Genomic DNA, 24,329 nt, shown 5'->3' with positions numbered 1-24,329 from the left:
AATTTTTTTAAACTGTTATTTGGTATCTCCCCAGAAAGTGATTTCGGAAAAAGACATGTTACCGTTGCCCATCCAGTTCTCCAGGCATTTCACCCGGATATAGCGGAAGGCAGGCAGCCCATCGGGGAAGTTGGCCATATCGCCGCGCAGCCATACTTCGGCATCTGCATCGTTATATTGTTCGCCTTGCAGCCCGGAAGGTTTCTCCTGTTCGTAATACAGTATTTTGGTCCAGTTGTCCCAGCTGCCATCGGCAGGCGGATTGTTACTGCCCCAGAGCTCATATTTACGGAGAGCCTTATGTGTGAAACGATAGTAATGGTTGATGCGGAAGCGGCTGATATGAGCGGTTTCTCCCAGGTCTATTGTGATATGGATAGGAGTGCCGTCGCTAGGGCCGTTGGTGGAAAGGTTCTGCCAGTTGTTGCCATTGCCGTCATAGGGATTGCTGAAGGAAGAAGAGTATTTTCCATCCCAGAGGAAGCGATAGGCGATATTCCATTCAGTAGTATATACTGGTCCGTCGCCGGGCAGTTTGATCTCCCTGAATTTGGATTTATCAAGCATCTTTTCGTATAGGGGTGTCAGTTCCTGGAAAAGGGTATCGGAGGTATTGCCCCATTTGTCACGGATGAAAACCCCGAACCTGGCCTTGTTGGGAGGCAGCCCGCGGAAGGTATGGTTGCCGTCTTTGGTGGCGGTGAAATAAGTATCGAGCAGGGAGATACCTTTCTGCACGGAATCGGGGCCACAGAAGCCTATCTCCAGCTCCAGGCCTGTAGGATTGCTGAATTTGAGGTTGACACCGCCGAAGTCGGCATTCATCACAAATGATTTGAACACATCAGCAAATGGTGGCTGCAAGGGATGGATGGTCACTGTTACCGGAGCAGAACGTACTTCGCTTTTGTTCACCGAATAAAGTTTTACTTCATAGGGAGAAGTGTCACCGAGACCTTCAATCTGGAGGGTGTTGGTATAATAAGATGCTTTGAACTGCCGGACCACGCCTTGTTTGTTGGTCACCTCCGCCAGTATGTACAGCAGGTTGGTACTGGAAGGTAGCACATAGGTCAGTCGGGAACCGCCGGGGATGGGCTCTTCGGTTATCTTCGTTACCTGGTCTGGTGCAGTAGCATCATTATAGGCTGGCTTCATCATTTCTTCCTTACAGGCGGTAAGCCATAAAACCGCCAGCAGTAAAGGGATGTATCGTTTCATAAGTTACATGCATCTAAATGAATAAATAAACAAATGAATAAATAAATGGTATCACCATCCGGGATTTTGTACGAGGTTGGTATTAACGGTCAGGTCATATTCCTTGAGCGGCCACAGGTAGTCGCGGGGGGCCACAAACGTTTGCTGGAAAAGGGTTCTGGGACGGTAGTATTCGCTGGCCACTCGTTGATTGACATCCCATCCCAGCACTGGTTTGTTTTCATATATCACGGCTTCTTTCCAGCGGCGCAGGTCCCAGTTGCGGGAGCCTTCAAACGCCATTTCAATCATACGTTCCTGGTGGATAATACTGCGCAGCCCTTCTTTGTTGGAGAATTTGCCGGGATTGATGGAATAGTTGGTCCATGAGTTGACCACGCCATCGAGGCCGGCGCGTTTACGGACTTTATCCATCCATACGATGGCTTCGGTACCTTTACCTGTTTCATTAAGTGCTTCAGCGTAGAGCAGGTAGAGGTCTGCCAGACGCATTTCCGGCCAGGGATATACTTCGGTATTATAGCTGCTGTTGGTCTGCACAAATTTCCAGTTCACCAGTTTCTTGGGCCAGTAGCCTGTTTCAGAATAAAACTGGTCTGATACTTTTCCCTGTGGTTGTCCGAATTTGGCTTTGATGGTCCATGCTTTTTCGTCGGTAGCGTTACTTTGCATGAACCAGTGGCCACCATCGAAACCCAGGCTGGCATAGAAGCGGTTTTCGCGGTCGAAGTGCAGGCGTGCAGTCGTATATCCCTGTTGTATGTTGAGACGTTCGTCATACGTGGCGGTACGCAGCTCATAACGGCGGCCATAGTCCCAGGTTTTATCTTCATTGATAGGTACGCCGTTGCTGCTGTAGAATGTTTCAGCTATACGCAGAGTCGGGGCCATGTAAGAGCTGAGATAGGTGGGATTGGGGAAAGAGGGATCTATCCTGTCTGCCATGGAATAGGTCTGCAGTGTAGCGTCGGTACGGCCGGAGAGGGCCCAGATGATCTCCGTGTTCCAGCGTTCAGTAACGCTGCCGCGTATACTCATTTGTATGATGGAGGCGGGAGATAGTTTAGCGAAAGGATCACTGAACTCATACAGGCGGATGCCAACGCCGGCGCAGGTTTGAATGGCTGCTTCACAGGCTGCCGCTGCTTTCTCCCATTTGGAGGCGTCGTAGCTGGCGCTGAACAGCAACTGGCCGTCTTTGTCTTTAAAGGAAGCATAGTCCGGGTTGCCATTAAACAATGGACTGGCGGCCATTGTCAGCAGTCTGGCTTTCAGCATCTGTGCAGCCGGTTTGGTGATCCTGCCCAGTTCCGTACCGCGATTGGGTACTTCGGCAGGCAATACAGCGATGGCTTCGTCCAGCAGTCCCGCGATGTAGCCTACCACTTTGTCTACCGGGTCACGTTTTACTTTTACCTGGTCGGGTGTAGCGGAAACAGGCAGGCTTTTATCCGTGATGGGAATAGGTCCGTACATGCGTAACAGGTAGAAGTGATAATAGGCTTTGAGAAACTTCACTTCGGCAATCCATCGTTTCTGCATATCCGGACTGAGATAGGCGATATGTTTATAGGATTCCCCTTCCATCATATTTTCCAGGAAGATGTTACAGTCGCGGATAGCTCTGAAATATCCTTTACCATGATAGGCACCGTTCCAGAAATCCACATAGGGGTTCACGATATTCTGTTCTCCCAGCGCTATTTTCCAGGGCGATTGATAGGAGTAGTTGTTGGCGCGATAGGTCCACATATCATCTGCCCCAAAAAAAAGAATGTTGGACACAGGGCCGGCATCGGGCAGGTAAGAGTAACAGGTGTAGAGATATTTTTCTGCTTCTGTTTTATTGGAGAAGGCATTGGCCAGTGTGACCACGTTGTCGGGCACTATATCCAGAAACGGTTTTTTACAGGCAGAGAGCAGCAAGCCGGATGCTAACGTTATCGTATATACGCTGTGTAGAAGAATTTTTTTCATGTGACAAGTGTTAAAAGTTAGAATCCCAGGTTGATGCCTGCGTTGAATACCCGCTGAACAGGGTAGCCGAGACCGTTACCTCCCATTTCCACGTCCCAGAGCTTGAATTGGCTGAACATCAGGAGGTTGAAGCCATTGAGATATACCCGCAGCTGGCTGAGGCCATAACGTTTAAGACCACGCTGTGGCAGGGTATATCCGAGTTCTACAGTCTTCAGCCGGAGGAAGGCACCGTTGCGCATCCACCAGGTAGAGGTCTGCAGATTGTTGTTACGCTGGTCAACACTGAGCCGTGGCCAGAAGGCATACAGATCGCGGTTGTTTTCTGACCAGTGGTTATCAGCGACTACCTGCAGAAGACCGTGCTGGTCTACGGTTGGAGAGACGCCGCCATCAGGATATACATAATGTCCGGTAATAAAAGGAGCAATATCACCCGGACTGATAAAAATGGATGAACGGCCGGACCCCTGGAAAAATGCGCTGATATCGAAAGCGCGGTAACCGAAGGTGAAGCCAAAGCCGTAGTTGATTTCAGGGGTGGTAGGGTATCCAATGGGCAGCAGGTCGAGATTGGTGATCTGCCCGTCACCATTGATGTCTTTGTATTTGATATCGCCGGCCATATATCCGCCATAGTTCTGGCGGGGAGAGTTCATCACTTCATGTTCGTCCACAAAATAACGCTCTGCTACGAGGCCCCACATCTGTCTGATAGGATAACCCACTCTGGAGAGATACTTGTTTTGTTCGGGGTATTTGGGTTCTTCATTGACGAGTATTTTGCTGGTGGCGTAGGTGAAAGTGCCGCGTATCTGTGCCCAGGCATTTTTGCCAAAATTTCTTTTGTAGTCGAGTGACATATCCACACCGCGGCCCATCGCTATGCCCACATTGGCCTGTGGTGTAACGTTGAGACCCATGGTGCTGGGAATATAGGAGCGTGACATGAGGATGTTGGACCTGCGTTCCTGAAAGAAGTCGGCTTCCAGACGAAGGTTTTTAAAAAGCTCCAGTTCAAAGCCCAGGTTGGTTTTATACGCTTTCTCCCAGGTGATGTCTCTGTTTTCGTAACGGTTGATTACTACACCGGGTTTGGATTCTGTGAAGTTTTCTCCAAAAGAATAGGCATAACCTGTATTCAGGTTTACATCAGAGAGGTAGAAAAAGCGGTCAAAGGTATTGCCGATCTGGTCGTTGCCCACGAGGCCGTAGGTACCTCTGAGTTTGAGGCGGGTAATGACAGGCAACAAGCCGGAGAAGAATTTTTCGTTGCTCACATTCCAGCCGAATCCAATGGAAGGAAAGAAACCGAAGCGATGGTTTTTATCGAATCGTTCGGAACCGTTGTAACCGAAATTAAATTCCATCAGGTAACGGTCATCGTACGCATAGGTAAAGCGTCCGGATATGCCCTGGTTACGGCGTGGCAGGGAAGCAATGAGTGAACCGGCATTCGCGGTCAGCTGATTGTTGAGGATAGTGATCAGCATACCGCTGATGGCATGCCGTTCACGGATTACTTTATCATAGTTCACTGCTGCTTCGAGATAAGTAAAAGTGGTGATTTGTTTATCACCCTGGCTGAAGCTGAGGTATTCGGTACCATCGGTTTCATTCAGCAGATTGAGACCTCTGAGTCCTTCTTCGGGGTCTATGCTGACGCTGTAGTAGAAGGGATTGTATTTACGGCTCATGTTAAAAAAGGAATACCGTTTGGTATAGGTCATGAGTCTGGCGGAGAGACCTTTAGTCAGGAAGTTGAAGTTTTGTTTCAGTTCCAGCTGTGCGATGAGTGTGGAGGTGGTTTCCTGCTGGAAGCCGGATACTGCGTTGGCGAAGGGGTTGGTGTAGAAGGTACCATCTTCTGCTTTCATATTACCGAACAGCGGATGTTTTTCATCGGGGGCGAAGCTGGCAGGGAAGTACGCAGGAAAGCGCACTGGATTGGCGCTCATAGCCTGCCGGAAAATTTCGCCGCCACCTCTGATAGGGCCGTTGTAATCGGAGAACCTGCCAGAAGTGCGTACGATGGCATCGGTGGTAGGTGTCAGTTTGATGTTGATATTGGAACGTATTTCGTAGTTGCGGCTTTTTACGTTGCTGTTGAAGTTGTTGTCGGCGATGGTGCGGAGAACGCCGTTGTCGATGTTGTAGGTGGCGCCGATATAGTATTGGGCGCGGTCTACGCCGCCGTTCAGGTTGAGATTATAGCGCTGGTTGTTGGTATTGTCCTTTACCAGATTATCGATCCAGTTGTTGTTGGGATATAAGTAGGGATCGTCGCCATCGTCGGTATGGGCTATTTTGCTTTGCAGGTATGGTCTGCTGGTGAGTGGCTCTCGTGTGATAACAGCTTCATTGGCGAGTTTCATGTAGGTGACGTTGTCGGCCAGTTTGAAGTTGCGGGTATTGGAGGAGGTAGAGTTTTCGACGCGTACGTTGAAGCGTGTTTTGCCCTGTTGTCCTGATTTGGTGGTGACCAGGATGACGCCATTGGCGCCTCTGGCTCCGTATAACGAAGAAGCGGTCGCATCTTTGAGGATGGAGAAACCGGCGATATCGTCTGGCTGTATGCGTGCGAGATCGCTGGGCCCCATTTCCATACCATCTATCAGTATCAGCGGATCTACTTTACCACTACCGAAAGAGGTGATGCCGCGGATGAAAAATTCGGCATTGTCTCTGCCGGGTTCTCCGCTGCGCTGGTAGGAGATAACGCCGGCCAGCCGTCCGGAGAGCATGGTGGTGAGGTTGCTGGTAGGGCCTTTCAGCTCTTTGGGATTGATGGTGGTGACAGAACCTACCATGCTGGTTTTTTTCTGGGTACCGTAGGCTACCACGGCCACTTCGTTGAGTTTGCTGTCTACCGGTTGCAATACCGCATTGACGATGCCGCTGCGGGTGACGGGTATTTCCTTTTTATCGAAGCCGATATAGGTAAATACCAATATATCTTTAACGGGCATACGAAAAGTGTAGTTGCCGCCGGCATCGGTTTGCACGCCTTTCCTGGGATCTGAGCGTAGGGTAACGGATACACCGGGGAGACCGAGGCCGCTGCTGTCGGTTACCTTACCTCTGATAACGATGGAGGAGTCGGTAGCGGAACTACGTAGGGGCGTGGGCGTATCTTTTTCCCGGATGATGATGGTGTTACCTACCACCGACCAGGAGAGGGGAAGGCCTTTCATGCAGGCGTTCATCGCTTCTTCGGTGGTGGCGTTGGCAATGGCGATATCAATGCCCTGGGTGCGCTGCAGCATCTGGCGGTCGCCGATAAAGCTGCATCCTGTTTGTTTGCGGATGGATTTAAGCACTTCCAGTAATGAGGCGTCCTTCCTGTGGAGGGTTACCTTCTGGCCGAAAGCGCCGGCGGTAACCTGCAGGGTGGCTGCGATCATCAAAATGAGCGTCAGTTTCATAAACAGCAGAATTTTGGCAGGCAGGCCACAGGCCTGCATACCACGTTTGACCTTTTGTTTAAAAAGCATAAATTTGGTGTGCTTGGTTTAATGTGATAAAAATTCAATCAGTCCACTGATGAAAAAGGATCCGGCCAGGCAATACTTTCCCCGGACGCGTTGCAACCGCGTCTGGGTTTTTCTCCGGCTCTATCCGTGGTTTGGAATTACATGTTGCTAATTTTGGTTGACGTGATAATTGGTTTTACGGTGTTACGATAATCTTTCTGTTTATTGTCCTGAAGTGTATTTTTCCTGTGAACTCCAGTATTTTCAATACTTCGCTCAGGTTTTCGTTTCGTGAAATATCTCCTATAAATGCCTGGTCGCTGATATTACCTTCATATTCCACACTGACATCGTACCAGCGTTCCAGTTGATGCATGATGTCGCGGATATTACCGTTGAAGATAAAGCGGCCGTCTTTCCAGGCGGTTTCCTGGTCAAGATCTACCATGCGTATACTGATCGTATGGCTACCATGAGTGCATACTGACTGCTGACCAGGTGTAAGCTGCTGTGTGGTGCTGCCATTGGACACCACTACTTTTCCTGCTGTCAGGGTGGTACGGATATTATCTTCTTCCGGATAGGCGCTGACGTTAAAATGGGTTCCCAGCACATTGATCTGTGTCGTGCCGGCTTTTACAATAAAGGGTTTGCGTGCATCCGGTGCTACTTCAAAATAAGCTTCTCCTGTAATTTCCACCGTACGGTCGTTACCGTTAAACGCTACAGGGAAACGGATGGAAGACGCTGCGTTGAGCCATACCCGTGAGCCGTCCTGCAGAAGCAGCTGGTATTGTCCGCCCCGGGGTGTGGAGAGGGTATTGTATACGGTGGCTCCCTGGTACGGCTGTGGGTTGTATTGCAGTAAACCGGCTGTTATATTCAAAACGTGGCTGGGCCTGGCTTGTGTGGTGCTGTCCAGCTCCAGCGTTGTGCCGTCGGCCAGTTGCAGGATAGCTTTGTTGCCGCCTGCATGAATAATCGCCGCTGTGGCGGGCTGGCGCTGTTGTTGGGCCACATGCCAGCTGGCATAACCGGCGCCTGCAATCAGCAGGGCGATGCCTGCTGCGATGTACAGCCGTTTTTTCCAGGAAGACAGCGGTACTACCCTGGCCGGTGGCCGGTCCAGTTCCCGGAGCATACGGTCCAGCAAGGCTTTGTTGGCAGGCAGCCATACGGGATGTTGTTCCATCAGCGCCGTGTATTCGTCCAGCAGGACTTGTACTTCCTGCAGCGGTTGTTCATGGATCCACTGTTCAAAGGCTGCATGTTCTTCCGGGGTGGCGGTTCCGGCTGCATATCTTTTCACAAACAGGGCTGCTTCTTCATTGTTCATAAAGCGACATTTTGGTTGCACTGCTTATATAAAGACACGCATACTCCAAAATAAGACAGGTCAATTAGAAAAAAAATTTTTTAATTGTCGAAGAGGGTCAGAAAAATCAGGAGGGCAGCGGAGATATCTCCGTGTTTTTGCAGATAGTCACGTATAAAATCGGAGGCGGCATACAGGTGCTGTTTCACCGCAGAAGAGGAAATATGGAGCTGACTGGCAATTTCGTGGGTATTGAGGCCGTTTTCATAACTCAGCCGGAACACTTCCTGCCGGCGCCTGGGTAGTTTGTTGATAGCATCACTGGCCAGCTCGTAATATTGTTTGTATTGTAATAACTCGCCGGCATCGGCATTTTCAGGTGTGTCACCGGAGGCCATCAATTGCTGCACCCGCATTTTTACCTTGGCACTCCTGAAATAATTCAGCACCTGGTTGCGGGTAACGCGGAACAGAAAGCTGCGCAGCGACCGGATCTCACCCAGCGTCTCCCTTTTCATCCAGATACGGGTGAACACATTCTGCAGGATGTCTTCCGCATCTTCCCTCGACCGGATAAAAAGATAGATATAGCGGTATAGTTCGCCCGCATGCTGTTCGTACAGCCGCACAAAAGACTCCCTGTCTCCTCTGTACAGGCCCGTCATTATATCCGCATCATCCGGAAGATTATTCATATCAGGTCCATGAAATTACACGTTGCTGTTGGCAGCTTTAAGATAGATAAAAGAGATTAATAATCATTGTTGGCTGCTAAAAAATTATCCATATTGTCATGGCCTTTAGCAGCAGGGGCTTTAAACGTATCCAGGCGAGTTTCTGCTGAGAATGTTAATTAGTACTTACTTAGGATTTATTAACATTTCGGGACGTAGTATACTATAATTTGACAAGCTATAAATAGAAGCAATAAAAAAGCCCGGATGAACCGGGCTAATATGATAGGGAAGCGATACAACTTGCGGGAATAAATAACCTCTGTCCAATTTGCTAAACTTCCCTTTGCTTTATCTTAAAAGAAGATTATTCTGTACGAAGGTAAGAATATATATCGATGATCGCAAATTATAAAGTTAACCAGACATATACAGCAACTGAAAAATTTCTGGTAGAGAAACTTATTGAGTTAATTTTTAATAAGACAATTGACTCTCATAGAGTCAGATTGAATAATCCCAAATGGGTGCTGGAAGAAGTGAAATATGTTTTGAGAGATTGGCATACTAAGAAGATTAAGAATTTTGATAGGACGGTAAAACCAGTAATATTGGAAGCGCTGGAGTTAGTAGAGAATGACGAAACACTATTTCACAAGAAAATAGATAAGGCCTATTTTCATAAACTTTTGGGCAGCAGTTCCGAGAAAAACTATCTGCATTTATATCATGCAACCAATCTGGTTTTAGATGCCAATAAAAATTATCTAAGCCATCTTTTTAAACTAATAGAAGTAGAAGTTATCAGGATTAATACCTTGCCTGTCTTTAATCTTAATGAACTTGAAAAACTAAATGCACTGGTAGATTATTTAGGTACAGAGCTGGTAAACCATGGTTTTTCAAAGGGTTTTCTGTATGCAAAAATCACATGGTTATTCAATGACAGTACAGCTAAAACGTTCATAGATGCTTATACTAATTTAAGGGAGTTGGGAGAACGAGAACAAGAGGATTTTATAGTCGTTTTCAGGTTAAATAAATTAGGAGGTAGAACCAGAAACATAGCCTTGAAATCTCAATATGAACTTTCAGATAGTGAGAAAGAAATATATATAAAAATAAATAAGAAATCAGCCGATTTTTTCACAAGAACAGGTGATTTTTCCTATTATTTGAGGATTTTCCTAACTGGCTGGGACTATTTATCAGTTATTGAGAAGGCCAAAAAAGAGTTGTTTACCACAATGGATTTATTACACTTGGGTTTCCCTGATAATCCATTTGATTTTTATAAGAAGTGTCTGGTGATTGGTTCAAATAGAAGAGAGTTAACTAATATTCATCCTATAAGCTATATTCCGGACGGACACTATAAAAATAAGCAAGAGCTATATGATCTTTTGCAGGGAAAAATTACAAAATTGTATAGCAATAGGTTAATCCAACGAGAATCAATTCAAAAAATTATTTCTGCTTTTCGGCATTTGCGATTGGGAAGAGATGCGGATGAGCTGGAACAGAAGTTTATAAATTATTGGATAGGATTGGAGTATATTTTTTCCAATTATGATATTAGCGACAATACCATTACCAGGCTCAAGGATTATTTTATTCATGCTCACTCAATCGCTTATATTAAGAGAAATCTGACAGAGTTTTGTTTGGACATTCAGCGACTAAAACTAGATGGAGAGGTACCTGAATTTAATCCTGACCTTCAGTTTTTAAAAAATGAGGCAACATTTGATCACATACTTCAACATTATTCTACAACTTACCCTTTGTTGGCTTATAGGGCAGCGAAATACAAGAACTTTCTTATAAATAAAAGTACGCTGGGTAGAGTGATATCAAAACACCGGACTAATCTTGAACGGCACTTGACGCGCTGCTATAGAATAAGAAACGAAATAGTTCATGATGCAGCAATTCATCTTAATATTGAATCTATTACCGGTAATTTGAAATACTATTTAACATTTATTCTGAATGGCCTTATTTCCTATTTGGATAATACGCCTGTGGATATCAACATGAATGGGTATTTATCCATTGAAGACTATTTTATTCTGCAGGAAATAAGATACAATAGTTTAGAAAATTGTAAGTTTAAATTAGAAGATCTGTTGGAAGAAATAAGTGCTACAGAGATATTCGGATAAAGCTTCTGTTTATATTTGGTTGATAACCTGGGTCTGAGGAACATTCAGAAAATATAACGAGTTTTTACTGTTGCATTCATAGACGAAGGATGTTAATGTCCGTAGTGTCGTTCCCGTTATCCTTCTCTGCTTTGGTAACGCTGTTGGTGCAGAAGCTTTCTGCATCAAAACCGCCATCCAGTAACATGGCCTGAAAATCTGCATAGGCATGGAGCAGAAGTCTGTACCTGCCATGGTACCTGATACTGGGAGACGGACTCACTACGGGAAAGCATATACTGAAAGTTACTACAATGGCGGTGAGTGTATGCCGCATTGTTTATTTTCTTGGGAATCAGTAACCTGTAAAACAAGTTGGCCCATCTGTAAGTATTTACAGATGGGCCAGCCTTTTTATTTTTTATGATTGTTTTATCTCAACACTCAGTTAATTTTGATCCTGGAAACCTTGCCGTCCAGACCATTATTACGAATGTACTGCACAATTACAAACTCATCTTCATAAGATCTTTCAAAGGTACCCACTGTATACTCCGGCGCTGATCTTTTTACCATGATGTTACAGAAGTCATCATTCATGGACCCATCCGGAGAATCGTACATCACGACATTGCAGCCTGGCCGAACTGAGAATAATTTGGCAGACCTGATTTCATCATTTTTTACAGGTCTGAAGTTTTGTCCTGGTTCATCTTCTACTGTTTGAACGATGTTTTGTGTAGCATTGTTGCCTTCATAAAAAACAATAATTCCCATAAAATAGAGGTTTTGAGGTGAAACAAATAATAATACGGTAAGGACCGTTGTATGTGAAAGAATATCATCCTGATCTGAGACTTCAGGATAGTACTGATAAATGCCGGTCCGATGATAACCGACGATTTTAAAAATAACAGTTTTTTACATAAAAAAAGGTGACGACAATCGTAGTGCCGGCGGCCGCTGCCATTGTAAATTATCCAAAAAAAAATGCCCCAAAGTCTTTGTTTTACTTTGGGGCAGTCCTTTGAGATGATCTGTTATTTACGATATTCAAAAGTAGTCAACTTCTCTCCCAGTGGCTGATCAAAGGAATAGTAGGACTTCATTTTATTCACCTTGTTCTTACTGTTGTATTCATAGATGAAGGTATTGACGTCCGTACTGCCGTTCCCGTTAACTTGCTCTGCTTTGGTAATGTTGTTGGCGCAGAAGTATTCAGCATTAAAACCGCCATCCAGCAGCATGGCCTGAAAATCTGCATAGATATGCGGTTTGTCGTCGAAGGTGTAGTTATAAACGTAGACAGTATAGAGTGGATCTGTTTTATCTCCGTATTCCTCCACTACACGGGTGATATTGTTGCCGGTCCATTCCAGGGAGTAGGTGTTGGCTATTCTGGTGTTGACTGTATTGTAGTCGCGGATACGGAATACTTTTTCGGCTTTACCGTCAGCACGGTAACGGATAGAATCCACCTGTCTCCACACCTGATCCGCTGGAAAGTGTACGGTTCCACGTATAGGTGATTTTTGCCAGTGTCTTGTCATCGTTGTATTGCAGCCGGGAAGTGTCGGCCGGGCTGTAAATGCCTGCCAGCAAGCCTGACAGTGGATCGTTTTTATCTTCAGGGGTAGTGCCGTCTTTTTTGGAGCAGGCGGTAAAAAGCAATGTTGTTGCTGTTAAAGCCAGTAAATATTTTTTCATAGACGGGATATGGATATGATAGATACAGTTGCAGGTTATAAATGACAACGGCGGATGATCTTCTGATCATCCGCCGGAAATGGATTTTATTATTTGTAGTATTCGAAGGTCTTTACTTCGGTACCGGATTGTTTAAATTTATAGGTAGCGGTTTGTTTGATGGCTTTATTTTGACTGTTGTATTCAAAATCAAAGGTGTTAATTCTGTCTAAACCGTCCTGTGTTCTGGTAACTTTTGTTACGTTGTTGGCATTGAACGCTTCAGGCTCAAAACCATCTTCTAATACCGTCATTAATACATCACCCTGATAGTTTGGTTTGTCATCTAAAATATAAGTGTCTATAGCTGTCACCGGTCCTGTTGGTCCATTCCAGGTAGAGGTGATTTTAGAAATATTATTACCGGTCCATTCCAGGACGTCAATCTGGATATTTTTCTGTTTAGTTCTATCAGCAGGATCGGCCTCGTAATAGAATACTTTTTCCGCTTTGCCATTGGCGCCATATCCAATGGAATCAATACGTGGAAGACCGGTTCCCTGAGGTCTCACAATCTTCTGCAATTTATCACCCGCATAAATGAACTGTGTTTCCAGTGTATTGGGGCCAAACACCAGTGATTCGCTGTAAGCGCTGAGCCATGCTTCCGTCATTTTGTTGTTGGCATATTTGAAGGTGGCAATACCTCCTCCAACATCAGTTCCGTCAATCCAGCCAAAACGAGCTCTTGAAACCGTTTTATCACTGTTGTACTCAAAGCGGACAGTGTCAGTGATGCTGTATGCACCTTTTAACAAACCTTTCAAATAATTGTCTTCGGATTGAGCAGTATCGTCTTTTTTTGAACATGCAGTGAATAACAGCGCCATACCGGCCAGTGTGAGTAACGTTTTTTTCATAGGTTGTATATGTATTTAGTTTTAAATGGTAACAGAAGATTGGTTAATGATCATGTCTGTCTGGCTAATGTATATGATTTTTTATTATGTTCAGGTATTTGTAATCAATATTGTTATATATGCATAGATTCTTATCAAGTGAAATATTCTAGTCCCTCCATACCGGTATCCGGATGTAACTATCGTTGCGCCATTGGATACGTAGCGGCTCTCCGGCATCTGCAATAGTTTCTTCACTTACCTTTTTACCACTGCCATAATTGATTTCTTCAAAAGGATTTTTGTTGATGTTGATCACCACCACCAGCCGACTGCCCTTGCTGATTTTTTTGCTGATCATACGGGTATTACTAAACGAAATTGTACTGACTGCCCCGGGTACCAGCAGCTGCCGCTTTTCAGGATCCGCAGCATAACTGGCACGGCCCAGGTAATAGGACAGCTGGAAGTACCGCCCGTCGGGCAACTGCTCATAGAGGTCGATACCGATGTCCACATCCTTTTTATTGACAACCGCCTGCAACTTACCAAGGAAAGAGCCGTTGATATTAACAGATTGTGTAAATGGCTCACTGACAAACACACTGCTGTTGCTAGTATTGATATCGGAGGCAATCAGCCTCGAAAGGATATAGTTGCTGGTAAATCCGCCCTCTCTGTCGGAAAGATCCACCTGCCTGGTCACAAAGCCTGTGCTGACAGGTTGTTGAAGAGATAGTCGCTGCTGATCAAGATAAAACGTCAGCGTATCATTGTTCATCTTTTCAAGAGAAGGCACATGTTTCCATTGATTGGTGCCCATTACCTGATAGTTGATTTTATCCTGCAATAAAGCAGGTTTTTTACCATCTTTTAAAATATAATCAAACCATTGGTAGATAAGTTGATGAATGCTGAGATGGGCCACTGCATCTGTTTTATAGCCATTCAGATAAGGTGCTGGCACATGCTGGCAACCTAAATGATCGAAGGGACCGATGACAAGATAATGATCAGCAGTAGGGTTATTCCGGTAGTGTTCGCGGAGATAGTACATGGCGCCGATCTGCGCACCATCAAAATAACCGGTGGTACTCAGTACCGGAATATGGATGCGGGAAAAATCTTCCCGGTAAGCGGTCATGTTTTGCCAGTACTGATCATAAGCCGGATGTGCTAACCAGCGCTGGAATACAGGATTGGGCTGCCCATCTGTACTGTCGAGTATCTGATAGGCTGCGCCACTGTTGTACCAGCGGAACTGCATCCCGCGCCAGCGCTGCTGATCGTAGTAGGTAACGTTGTCGAGGAATTTATTGTTGGTGACATAAGGAATCCACGGATATACGAAACTCAGGTATACATTGTTTTCCTTCGGCACATCAAAACCCGGCACTACGGCTGCAGAGGGCACGATGGTCTTTAATGCGGGATGTACGCCGTGTTTGACAGCAGCCCATTGTGTGAACCCCACATAACTACCACCATACATACCTATCTTGCCATTGCACCACGATTGATGACTGATCCAGTCCAACACATCCCAGGCATCGTTGCCGTCGTATTCATAAGGTACAGGTGTATCCGTGCTCAGCCGCTTACCTCTTGTATTAGCTACCACGCCTACAAAACCTTTATCGGCCGCTTCTTTGGCGATACAAAGGTTTTTGACTTCTGTGTAAATAGTAAAGAAAAAGATGACAGGTAAAGGATGCTGTTGTCCTTTGGGCCGTACAACGATGGCTGAAACCATAGCGCCATCGCGGGTTTTCACCAGAACGCTGTCGTTGATAAGATAACGATCCTTGTTTTCTGCTGCCAGCAAGGGTTTGGCCAGGGTGGCAATCGGAGGAAGCACCTGCCACGCAATATACCGTTTACACAACGATAGGGCATCCTGCAGGCTGATACTGTCTTTTCCCTGCTGTTGCTGTAATTGCCGCCTGAAATCTGCAGTGAGAAAAGCAACATCCGGACTATACCAGTTGTCAATGTCAAAGCGGTTTCTTTCGTGTAGTCGTTTCAGTGAAACCATGAAAGCCCGCCGGAAAGCGGGTTCAAAGGGTGCTTTGCTCAACATGGCCCTGGCATATGTTTCGTATTGAATAAATTTTATACCGGCTATCTCCGGATCGTTTTGTGCAAAAGCCTGTCTGTATTGTTGGATAGTTTGTAAAGCGGCTGCATATTTTTTAGCGGTGAGTTGTACCATCAGCAGCTGACTGAGATAAGTCCACGTGTCTTCATCAGGCTTTAACCGGGGCAGTATTTTGTTTGCCAGCAAAGGTATAGATACCTGTAAGGCGCTATCGCTGCTGATGGTGGCCTGCGGCAGCGGAAACTGCTGTGCCGCTGTGTGCAGGTAGAGGCATGACAATGCCAGTAAGAAAAAATTTCTTAGTAAAATCATCTTAAAAAATAATTGAAAGAGACCGTTAAATATTATTCCATTGCTTGAATTTAACAGACTGCCGGCTGGACACTTCTACCTGTATGCTATCATGAATAGTCAGCTGTAATCGGCCACCATCAATAGTTACAATACGGGTGATATAACGGGCATGGATAATCTGACTTCTGTTGATCCTGAAAAAAGAAGCGGGGTCCAGTCTGGATTCCAGCTGGTTAAGGGAGGTTTTTATCAGCACCTGTTTCCCCTGAAAATGTATACGGGCGTAGTTGTCCACAGATTCTATCAGATATATTTCTCCCTGCTTCAGGAAAAAACACTGATCACCTTCTTTGATGAAAAGTTGTTTATCGGACAGGTTGTTTCCGGCCAGGGCAGCGCGTTCCATACATTTGTTGCAGTGTTTGTCCATGGCCTGTGCGAACCTCTCGCTGCGGAAAGGTTTAAGCAGATAGTCGAGTGCGTTGTTATCGAATGCTTTTACTGCATAAGCATCATAAGCGGTGGTAAAGATCACGTCCGGTACTTCGGACAGACTGGCCAGCAGATCGAAGCCGGAAGCACCAGGCATCTGGACATCCAGGAAAAGCAGGTCCGGCTGCGTTTCCCTGATCAGCTCCAGAGCGGCACTTACATTTTTAGCTTCTCCCGCCACCGTATAGTCTGTATACGGCTGTAATGCCCGTTTGATCTCTTCCCGCGCTGCACGTTCATCATCCACAATCACTACTCGTATCTTTTTCATATAACCGGAATAGTTAAGACGGTTAAAACTTTTTCATCAGGCAATGCTGTGATATGAAAGGAAGCCTGACCGTGAAACTGCAGCTGTAGCCGTTCCTGCAGATTACGGATGCCCAGTCCGCTGGAGGTGGCAGACTGCTCCAGGCGTCCCGGATTTTGTACCGTGATACGGACAGCTGTTACATTTTTTTCTATGGTGATGATAATGCTGCCACCGTCCATACTTTTGTTGATGCCATGTTTGATGGCATTTTCTACCATGGTTTGTATGCTGAGTGGAGGAACTAATACATCTGACAATGGCGCGTTCATCCGGATGTCTGCTTCCAGCCGGTCTTCGAAACGTAGTTTCTCCAGCTCCAGATAATCGCTGACTACCTGCAGTTCTTCGTGTAGGGGTATCAGTTTGTCGGACTGTTTGTACAATGCATGGCGCAACAGCTCGGAAAGCAGATCTATGGCCCTTCTGGCCAATACCGGATCTTCCAGTATCAGCGACTTGATATTGTTGAGTGAGTTAAAAAAGAAATGAGGATTGAGTTGGGCAGAGAGATTGCTGAGTTGTATTTCCCTGGTAAGGAGCTGTAGCCGGGCATTCTCCTGTGCGGTACGGATCTCCCGCTGTGCATAGTGGTACATATGCCAGGCCAGTACCCAAACGGCCATGGTCCGGATGCCGGTCATAAAAGGCTGCCGGCCTATGTCTTTCAGATAAGTCCAATAAGACAGCTCAAATGATGGATAGTACTGCTCGATATAAAACCGCAGCGATACCGTGAAGGTAAAACAGACCGCCAGTAATAATACAGCTGGTATGATACGCAGTATCAATGCCCGGGGCGGTAACGCAGGCCAGCGGTGTTGCAACGCAAACCGGCGGTAGGCATGTGTTAGTAGGATATTGATTACAATATCCGCCACAAAGTTGAGGATAGCCAGCCGGTAGCTGAAATACGGACTTCGCAAAAAACCTTCCACTTCCCAGTGAAGGGCGGCTACTGTCCAGCCGCTGAGCTGGCACAGCCAGTAAGGAGATATGCGTACCTGCTTTTTCATACCATGTATCCGGAACAAAGTAAATCGTTCCGCCGGAAATAAAAAAGTAAAGTACAGGAGCGCAGAAAACGGGGGACAGGCGTTATTCCTCCGCTGCTGTTTGTTTAGTAAAACACAAATAATACTGGAAGTAAAACAGTATCAGCAAACAGGGCAATGCTTTCAGCTGATAACTGACGGCTATTTTGTTGATGAAGGAAGGTACCAGGTCGGTAGGGCACAGAGAGGTGACTACCACCAGTATCCCTAACAGGATAACGGACAGTGGCCTTTCCGGCAACAGCATCAAGCCGGCAACAGCACCGGTTACCGCCATAATATAGGTAGGAGATTCTGTGCTCTGGTTGAACAATACCACCCACAACATCAGGTAAGCTGCTATGATCCATTTGTAAAAAGGAGCTTTGTTTTTCCACGCGAAAAAGAGCGCGGTGCCCAGTCCTGTAAATGCTACCACATGCATCACTTTATCTATCCCGATAGCAGGCTGCAGAGGGATATGCATCAGCGCATGTATCATGCCCCGTACAGAAGCATCTTCCAGTATAACAGGGCTGGTGATCATATGAAACCAGTCTTTATACGTTTGTATCAGTTCAGCCGGAGACAATATCAGCAGCGGGAGTAAGGTGCCGCTAATGCCAAACAGCAGACAGTATTTCATGTAAGTACTTTTGTTGTCATAAAAGAGAAACAGCAATCCTGTGATGGCGCCATAACCTTTGATGAAAAAACAGAGACAGGTGAAAAGCGCTGCCAGTAAAGGTTTCTTTCGTTCCAGATTGATCACGGTCAGCAGCATCAGCGCAGTCATGATCGGATTGGTTTGTGAAGACTGGATAGCGTTTAACAGCTCCAGTATCAGCAGCCAGCTGATGATATACCGCCTGTTGGCAGCTACCGGCAACTGACGCAGGGCGTACAGAAAAAGACCGGAGCTGCCCATCAGCCAGATAAACAAACCCACAGTGGCCGGTAAAATGGCCAGTGGTGCAAACAGGATAGGGAAAGTAGGGTGGTATAAAAAGTAGTCAAAATAAGTTTCGGGGTACAGCTTATACAGCGGCATATGATGCAGCAGATGATCCCATGAGCTGCGGAAGATGATAAAATTATTGTATTTGCCCGTAAGCAGTGATTGTATATATAATATCAGTGTTCCCAGAAAATACAGTACTGTCACGATCATCGGATGCTGATACCAGGATGGTACCCGATTGCTGGCAGTGAGTGTTATTACAGGTGCAGGTTGATGATGTTTTGGCACAATAAAAAATTTACGGCTACAATGTCTATCGCTACATGATAAACGCAGGATTTTCGCATTCCCTCCATTGAAAAGAAGAAAAAAAGACATATGGTTGTTTAGTGTTATTTAAAAGGCAGAGAGTAACAGTATCACCTGATAAAAATAATTGATAACATTAAATTAAAATAACCCAGGGAATGGATTGCTTTACTTTGCAGGGCAGTGTCAAACCTGTTGCTATGCAAAACAGTGAAGATATCGAGTTGCTCCACCAGATCAAGGCCGGCGATCAGAAAGCTTTTGAAACATGTTTCAATAAGCACTGGCATCTATTATATTCCCTGGCCGGCAGAATACTGAAATCAGATGATGACGCGAAAGATGTGGTACAGCTGGTATATATCTCCCTGTGGGGCAGACGCGAACAGCTGGAGATCTCCGGCTCCCTGCAGCGTTATCTGTTACAGGCTGTCAGGTTTCAATCGTTTAAAAGACTTCAGGAGATACTGAAAAGCCCCGAACACCTGGACAGGGTAGAAGAGCAGTTTCTGCCCGTATTAAACAGTATATGGGACAAACTGCACGAATCAGACCTTTTTAATGAGATATCCACTCAGCTGGAAACACTGCCGCCCAGAACCCGGGAAATGTTTCTGATGAGCCGTCGCCAACAGCTCTCTATCGCTGAAATAGCCCTGCGGATGGGCGTATCGGAAAAAACAGTCCGTAATCAGCTGCATATCGCACTCAAAACCCTTCGTCATCATATTGCGGTGGCCATCATTATGGCCGAGATGGTTTGTTAATAATTCCTTAACCTGACCGGACGGGACAAAGCCCCTTTTCCCAGGAACATATAGGTAGAGAACAGTCAGTTTTTTTACCCGCAGGCATTTTATCTGTCTGCCATACACCGGTCATTATGAATGTAGCACAACTAAAAAGAATCATCAACAGGTATCTGACAGGTAATGCTTCGGGTAAAGAAGCTGCGCTGATGGAAGCGTGGTATGAAGAGGCCCTGGAGGAAGCCCGGCAACAGCCTGTTACAGGGCAAAGCGAAACCCACCGGCAACAGGTACTGGAAAGGCTGCGCCTCGAAATACAGGATGTGCCAACGGGCAGGGTTATACGTTTTTCCAGGGCCCGGAATATTGCGGCCGCCTGTATAGTGCTGCTGGGAGGCGCTTCCCTGGGATACCGCTACCAGTTTGATATACTCGACCTGGTAGATCCGATACCCGTGGAAACCGTCACCGCTCATGCTTTCCAGGTGAAACAGGTAATACTGCCCGATAGCTCCAGAGTAGTACTCAATGCCAACAGTGAAATCAGTTATCCTAAAAAATTCCGGGGTAAAAAAAGACAGGTGCATCTGAATGGAGAAGCATTTTTTGATGTAGTCCGTAACCCTTCGGCTGCCTTTACAATCACGGCGCCGCATCTACAGGTGAAGGTACTGGGTACCTCTTTTGTGATGACAGACAGCAGCCATATACAGGCTGCCAGGGTAAGCGTGAAAACCGGAAGGGTAGCGGTGTCGGCCGATGTAAAAGGATTTCCGGTTACACAGCTGACTGCCAACCAGGAACTGTTCTACGACGAAGCCGGCGGGGTGGTTAATATCAATAAACACCAGGAGGTGGATATCGGCTGGACCAACAAACAGCTGGTGTTTAATAATGTGGCCCTGTCTGAAGTCCTCCGGGAAATCGAAAATATGTTTCATGTAAAAATAAATGTCAGGGATACAGTTATAAATGAGATGAAGTTTACCGGCGCCTTTGAACCCGGCGATCCTTTGCCGGATATGCTGAAAGTGATCGCATTATCTTATAGGTTAACCATTCATAAAAACAAAGACGGAACAATAAACATCAGCAACTAACACAGAATCGAAACACCATTGCCTGTTTAAACCACTACCCGGGTAGTGGTAAGGGGATCTTTTTTCAAAAAAACAATCAAAAACGAATGAAGGAAAAATTTTTACCAGGATTAAAACGGAAAGTGTGGAGATGGGCCTGTTGCCTGACGTTACTGCTAAGCATGGCAGCAACAGCAATGGCACAGGATGGCACGTTGAACAAAAAGATCAGTATCAGTTTCAACAATGAAGGACTGGCCCGCTGCCTGGAAATAGTACAGCAACGGGGCGGCGTCACCTTCTTTTACAACCCTGCCGAAGTAAATGCCACCATCAAAAAATACAACACACGCTTTGATAACAAAACCATCCATGAGGTATTAACCTCCCTGTTGCAAGGCACCGGCCTCGAATTTGAAATAGCCGACAGTAAGAAGGTGGTCATCCGCAAAGCCCAGGTGATCAAACAGGAAACACCGCGCAAATGGAGATCTGTGAGCGGTGTGGTCAGAGATGCAAAGAAAAACGCACCAATAGCCGGTGCTGAAATCCTGGTGCAGAGCAGCGGCAACCATCTCATCGCTGACGCCCATGGCCGGTTTACGGTGGAAGTAAAAGATACTGTAGACGTGCTGGTGGTATACTTTGTAGGGTATGCTACCAAAATGGTGAAAGTAGGTGCCAGCTCAGCACTCGATATTCACATACAATCCGATAGTAAAACGCTGGGTGGCGTAACCGTGGAAGCAAGGCGCAGAACCAATACCGAAGCATCTTTGCTCAACGACCGTAAAAATTCGGCCATCATCTCCGATGGTATCTCCGCACAGAATATCGAGCGTACAGCCAGTATTACCACCACACAGGCATTACAGCGGGTATCCGGTGTAACGATCACCGATGATAAATATGTAGCCATCCGCGGCCTAGGTGACCGCAGCGTAATCGGACAGCTCAACGGCGTGCGCCTGGCCTCCTCAGACCCCGACCGCAGCGCCATCCCGCTGGACCTCGTACCATCCAGCCTGCTCGACAACATCACCGTTTATAAAAGCAACACCCCCGACAAGCCCGCAGACGCTTCCGCCGGTATCGTGGAACTGAAAACAAAATCCATCCCCGACAGGGAAACATTCAGCCTCACCATACAAAGCGGCTTCAACACACAGGTTGGCCTCGGTGGAAAAGTAAACAGCTTCTATAACAGTGAGAGCGGTTTTCTCGGAGAAAAAATAAAAAACAAAGGACTCACCAATGAGTTCCTGGCCTTGTCCAAACAATATCCCAACGGCCTGAGAGAAATACAGGATAAAATTTCCAACAGCCGCAACGATCCGGCCATACTCGCAGAAGCCAGCCGTATCAACAATATCATGCACCAGTTTGATCCTGTGCTGACCTCCAAATACAAATCAGCACCACTCAATCAACTGTATGCACTGACTTACGGTAATAATTTTAAAGTGTTTAAGAAACACCAGGTGGGCATCATCGCCGGCGCCAACTATTACAGCCGCGTTACAGATACTTATGGTGGCGATCTGACACAGTGGAGTATCTACCAGGGTGTACTCACCGGCAGCAACGAGGTGTACAGTCCCCGTATCATCCCCAACTACATCACACCTAACAATATCCATCTGGGCAAATACCTTACCTATAAGGAAAATACCGGTATACAAACACTGAACTACGGCTTCCTCGGAGGCCTGGCCTATCGTTTTAATCCGCAGCATGAAATCAGTATGCAATACCTGGGCAGCCGTGGCGCAGAAACCAGAGCCAGCAACCTTTACGGCGCCTATGATTATACCGGTTTGCCCGGAACAGTGTCCAACATTATCTATTCACTCAAACAAAGTTACCGCACCCTCAATACCTTCAACCTCCAGGGTGAACACAAGCTGCTTAAAGGTGAATACAGTCCGCGCCTGAGTTACAATCTCGCTACTTCTTCCTCCAGTCAGGATGATCCGGATTATCGTTTTGTGAACCTGGCGGCTTACAAACCCGTTGGTGGCGGCGCTTATCCACGCCCGACGCAGCAACCGGGCAGCCCTCCGGAATTTGTTTATTCAACAGATTTGTACTCCCTGGTATCCGGTTATGTGAACGGCTATGGTCCCTACGGCATCATCCAGGCCGATCCCAACGGCCGCCGCTTTCGTAAACTGCATGAAACTAACTACAACTACAAAGCCGACCTGATGATACCTTTCAAGGTAGCAGGCCTGCGTCAGGAGTTTAAAACAGGTGTCAACTATCTCCATCGTAAAAGGGATTTTACAGAAAACGTATTATTTCTGCCTGGCTCCAACTACTCTGCCAACAAGGCTTTGCCGCTGTATGAAGTAAATGGTAACCTGGACCGCCTCGTAGGATTTGACCGCATCGGTATCCGTCCGCCTTCCGGTTATAACAACGAAGGACAGCCTGTTACCGGCGGCTTCTTATACAATATCCAGAAATCACCCAACAACTATAAAGGGTTTTATGAAACCCGCGCTTTCTATGGTATGCTCGACCTGCATCTGACCGATAACCTGCGCCTCACTGGTGGCGTGCGTTTTGAGCTGACCGACATACAGGCTGCCGTAGATACCTCCGGCGTTTTCCTGGACCCTACCATCACCACACCAGATAAAGATGGCAACAAAGTGAACCTGGTATATACCGAGCCTAATTCCATCTACAAAACAGACTACAAGCCCTACTACTCTGCTAACCTGACCTATACACTGAATAAAAAGATGAATTTCCGCCTGGGTTACAGCAACTCACTGGCACGTCCGGAGCTGCGGGAACTGACGAACGTTTTTGATTTTGATCCCTTCCAGTTTGCGCTGGTAGTAGGTAACCCCAAGTTGAAAAATCAGCTCACCACCAACTACGATTTCCGCTGGGAATGGTTCCCTTCTGCTGGTGAAGTGTTGTCTGCTTCTGTGTTTTACAAAGAGATCGATAACCAGCTGACGAAAATATACAAACAACATTCTACCGGACTGGATGCACGTTTCCCTGAGTTTCCGGCTATCGAGTTTCAGAATGATCCCAACAAAGGACGGGTATATGGTATAGAGCTGGAAGCCGTGAAAAACCTGGGCACACTGGTGCCTGCGCTGAATCACTTCAGCCTGGGCGCTAACCTCCTGCTGGCACAAAGTGAGATCAAAAAAAGTGCGGAAAGGATGCAGGCCTCTCAGGCACTGGACCGTCGCGCACCCGCCAACAGTCCGCTGTTTGAACAGGCTCCTTATTCCGTGAATGTTTTCCTGAACTATTTCAACAGCAAAATCGGAACAGATATCACCACCACCTTCAACATGGTAGGAGAGCGGTTGATACAGGTAAACCTCGATGGTACGCCCGATCTGTACACCCGCCCTAATCCCGTGCTGGACATCGTGCTGAGCCAGCGCATCGTTAAACGCCTGCAGTTTAAAGGTTATGCTAAAAACATACTGGACAGGCCCCTGCAGGAAGTTTACGCCAACCCCAACACAGGTGGTAAGTACTACGGAAAAGAGTATATCCGCAGAAGTTATAAACGCGGTACAGAGATCATGCTGGGACTGAGCTATACCTTATAAAAATTAAACGAACACGCTAATCTG

19 protein-coding genes are annotated in these 24,329 nt (G+C 46.5%); 4 read left to right on the top strand and 15 right to left on the bottom strand.

Annotation, left to right across the window (positions count from 1 at the left end; all coding sequences use genetic code 11):
• Positions 1-15: 15 nt before the first annotated feature.
• From KD145_RS11640 to KD145_RS11620, 5 genes are all read right to left on the bottom strand, one after another.
• Complete coding sequence (locus tag KD145_RS11640; RefSeq protein WP_212006050.1) at positions 16-1,221, bottom strand: DUF5000 domain-containing lipoprotein; 1,206 nt, start codon at positions 1,219-1,221, stop codon at positions 16-18.
• Between the two features lie 51 nt (positions 1,222-1,272).
• Positions 1,273-3,198, bottom strand: a complete 1,926-nt coding sequence (locus KD145_RS11635; RefSeq protein ID WP_212006049.1) for a RagB/SusD family nutrient uptake outer membrane protein — start codon at positions 3,196-3,198, stop codon at positions 1,273-1,275.
• A 17-nt stretch (positions 3,199-3,215) separates the two neighbouring features.
• On the bottom strand, positions 3,216-6,692 hold the full coding sequence (locus tag KD145_RS11630; protein WP_212006048.1) for a TonB-dependent receptor: 3,477 nt from the start codon (positions 6,690-6,692) through the stop codon (positions 3,216-3,218).
• Positions 6,693-6,867: 175 nt separating this feature from the next.
• Positions 6,868-8,007, bottom strand: coding sequence for a FecR family protein (locus KD145_RS11625; protein WP_212006047.1), 1,140 nt, complete (start codon positions 8,005-8,007; stop codon positions 6,868-6,870).
• A gap of 80 nt (positions 8,008-8,087) precedes the next feature.
• Positions 8,088-8,681 (bottom strand): RNA polymerase sigma factor, encoded by a 594-nt coding sequence (locus tag KD145_RS11620; RefSeq protein ID WP_212006046.1) that lies wholly within the window; start codon positions 8,679-8,681, stop codon positions 8,088-8,090.
• A 377-nt stretch (positions 8,682-9,058) separates the two neighbouring features.
• Between KD145_RS11620 and KD145_RS11615 the strand changes: the two genes are divergently transcribed.
• Positions 9,059-10,825 carry a hypothetical protein gene (locus tag KD145_RS11615; RefSeq protein WP_212006045.1) on the top strand — a complete coding sequence of 589 codons (1,767 nt, stop codon included), beginning with the start codon at positions 9,059-9,061 and terminating at the stop codon, positions 10,823-10,825.
• A 76-nt stretch (positions 10,826-10,901) separates the two neighbouring features.
• Here KD145_RS11615 and KD145_RS11610 read toward each other — a convergent pair whose 3' ends face one another.
• The 9 genes from KD145_RS11610 to KD145_RS11570 form a co-directional block, all read right to left on the bottom strand.
• A complete protein-coding gene (locus tag KD145_RS11610) occupies positions 10,902-11,141 on the bottom strand; it encodes a hypothetical protein (protein ID WP_212006044.1) in 240 nt (79 codons plus the stop codon).
• Between the two features lie 107 nt (positions 11,142-11,248).
• Positions 11,249-11,581: a hypothetical protein gene (locus KD145_RS11605; protein ID WP_212006043.1), complete on the bottom strand. Its 333-nt coding sequence runs from the start codon at positions 11,579-11,581 to the stop codon at positions 11,249-11,251.
• Between the two features lie 263 nt (positions 11,582-11,844).
• Complete coding sequence (locus KD145_RS11600; RefSeq protein ID WP_212006042.1) at positions 11,845-12,294, bottom strand: hypothetical protein; 450 nt, start codon at positions 12,292-12,294, stop codon at positions 11,845-11,847.
• A complete protein-coding gene (locus KD145_RS11595; protein WP_212006041.1) occupies positions 12,257-12,511 on the bottom strand; it encodes a hypothetical protein in 255 nt (84 codons plus the stop codon). The genes KD145_RS11600 and KD145_RS11595 overlap by 38 nt, the downstream gene beginning before the upstream one ends.
• Before the next feature lie 89 nt (positions 12,512-12,600).
• On the bottom strand, positions 12,601-13,410 hold the full coding sequence (locus KD145_RS11590) for a hypothetical protein (protein WP_212006040.1): 810 nt from the start codon (positions 13,408-13,410) through the stop codon (positions 12,601-12,603).
• 148 nt (positions 13,411-13,558) lie between these two features.
• Complete coding sequence (locus tag KD145_RS11585) at positions 13,559-15,799, bottom strand: CocE/NonD family hydrolase (protein WP_212006039.1); 2,241 nt, start codon at positions 15,797-15,799, stop codon at positions 13,559-13,561.
• Between the two features lie 25 nt (positions 15,800-15,824).
• The gene (locus KD145_RS11580) at positions 15,825-16,544 is read right to left on the bottom strand and encodes a LytTR family DNA-binding domain-containing protein (RefSeq protein WP_212006038.1); all 720 of its coding nucleotides are present in this window, start codon (positions 16,542-16,544) and stop codon (positions 15,825-15,827) included.
• Positions 16,541-17,599: a sensor histidine kinase gene (locus KD145_RS11575; protein ID WP_212006037.1), complete on the bottom strand. Its 1,059-nt coding sequence runs from the start codon at positions 17,597-17,599 to the stop codon at positions 16,541-16,543. Before KD145_RS11575 ends, KD145_RS11580 begins: the two co-directional genes overlap by 4 nt.
• 82 nt (positions 17,600-17,681) lie before the next feature.
• Positions 17,682-18,866 carry a glycosyltransferase family 87 protein gene (locus KD145_RS11570; protein ID WP_212006036.1) on the bottom strand — a complete coding sequence of 395 codons (1,185 nt, stop codon included), beginning with the start codon at positions 18,864-18,866 and terminating at the stop codon, positions 17,682-17,684.
• 221 nt (positions 18,867-19,087) lie between these two features.
• On the opposite strand from KD145_RS11570, the gene KD145_RS11565 reads away from it, so the two are divergent.
• Both KD145_RS11565 and KD145_RS11560 read left to right on the top strand, forming a co-directional pair.
• Positions 19,088-19,654, top strand: coding sequence for an RNA polymerase sigma factor (locus KD145_RS11565; protein WP_212006035.1), 567 nt, complete (start codon positions 19,088-19,090; stop codon positions 19,652-19,654).
• 116 nt (positions 19,655-19,770) lie between these two features.
• Positions 19,771-20,736, top strand: a complete 966-nt coding sequence (locus tag KD145_RS11560) for a FecR family protein (RefSeq protein ID WP_212006034.1) — start codon at positions 19,771-19,773, stop codon at positions 20,734-20,736.
• A gap of 359 nt (positions 20,737-21,095) precedes the next feature.
• Here the strand turns inward: KD145_RS11560 and KD145_RS32575 are convergent, their stop codons facing one another.
• Positions 21,096-21,308, bottom strand: coding sequence for a hypothetical protein (locus tag KD145_RS32575; protein WP_374223518.1), 213 nt, complete (start codon positions 21,306-21,308; stop codon positions 21,096-21,098).
• On the opposite strand from KD145_RS32575, the gene KD145_RS11555 reads away from it, so the two are divergent.
• Positions 21,210-24,305, top strand: coding sequence for a TonB-dependent receptor domain-containing protein (locus KD145_RS11555; RefSeq protein ID WP_374223516.1), 3,096 nt, complete (start codon positions 21,210-21,212; stop codon positions 24,303-24,305). The genes KD145_RS32575 and KD145_RS11555 overlap by 99 nt on opposite strands.
• Positions 24,306-24,329 lie beyond the last annotated feature (24 nt).

This window comes from Chitinophaga sp. HK235 (assembly GCF_018255755.1).
Lineage (GTDB): Bacteria > Bacteroidota > Bacteroidia > Chitinophagales > Chitinophagaceae > Chitinophaga.
The sequence above is the reverse complement of the archived record's forward strand: the minus strand, read 5'-3'. Positions and strand labels throughout refer to the sequence as shown.

What these genes read in the sequence shown, in the direction of transcription:
- KD145_RS11610 (WP_212006044.1), bottom strand. Translation starts at nt 11,141, where the DNA reads ATGCGGCATACACTCACCGCCATTGTAGTAACTTTCAGTATATGCTTT.
- KD145_RS11595 (WP_212006041.1), bottom strand. Translation starts at nt 12,511, where the DNA reads ATGAAAAAATATTTACTGGCTTTAACAGCAACAACATTGCTTTTTACC.
- KD145_RS11615 (WP_212006045.1), top strand. Translation starts at nt 9,059, where the DNA reads ATGATCGCAAATTATAAAGTTAACCAGACATATACAGCAACTGAAAAA.
- KD145_RS11565 (WP_212006035.1), top strand. Translation starts at nt 19,088, where the DNA reads ATGCAAAACAGTGAAGATATCGAGTTGCTCCACCAGATCAAGGCCGGC.
- KD145_RS11605 (WP_212006043.1), bottom strand. Translation starts at nt 11,581, where the DNA reads ATGGGAATTATTGTTTTTTATGAAGGCAACAATGCTACACAAAACATC.
- KD145_RS11640 (WP_212006050.1), bottom strand. Translation starts at nt 1,221, where the DNA reads ATGAAACGATACATCCCTTTACTGCTGGCGGTTTTATGGCTTACCGCC.
- KD145_RS11625 (WP_212006047.1), bottom strand. Translation starts at nt 8,007, where the DNA reads ATGAACAATGAAGAAGCAGCCCTGTTTGTGAAAAGATATGCAGCCGGA.
- KD145_RS11620 (WP_212006046.1), bottom strand. Translation starts at nt 8,681, where the DNA reads ATGAATAATCTTCCGGATGATGCGGATATAATGACGGGCCTGTACAGA.
- KD145_RS11630 (WP_212006048.1), bottom strand. Translation starts at nt 6,692, where the DNA reads ATGCTTTTTAAACAAAAGGTCAAACGTGGTATGCAGGCCTGTGGCCTG.
- KD145_RS11580 (WP_212006038.1), bottom strand. Translation starts at nt 16,544, where the DNA reads ATGAAAAAGATACGAGTAGTGATTGTGGATGATGAACGTGCAGCGCGG.
- KD145_RS11635 (WP_212006049.1), bottom strand. Translation starts at nt 3,198, where the DNA reads ATGAAAAAAATTCTTCTACACAGCGTATATACGATAACGTTAGCATCC.
- KD145_RS32575 (WP_374223518.1), bottom strand. Translation starts at nt 21,308, where the DNA reads ATGGGCGTCAGCGATGAGATGGTTGCCGCTGCTCTGCACCAGGATTTC.
- KD145_RS11590 (WP_212006040.1), bottom strand. Translation starts at nt 13,410, where the DNA reads ATGAAAAAAACGTTACTCACACTGGCCGGTATGGCGCTGTTATTCACT.
- KD145_RS11560 (WP_212006034.1), top strand. Translation starts at nt 19,771, where the DNA reads ATGAATGTAGCACAACTAAAAAGAATCATCAACAGGTATCTGACAGGT.
- KD145_RS11585 (WP_212006039.1), bottom strand. Translation starts at nt 15,799, where the DNA reads ATGATTTTACTAAGAAATTTTTTCTTACTGGCATTGTCATGCCTCTAC.
- KD145_RS11575 (WP_212006037.1), bottom strand. Translation starts at nt 17,599, where the DNA reads ATGAAAAAGCAGGTACGCATATCTCCTTACTGGCTGTGCCAGCTCAGC.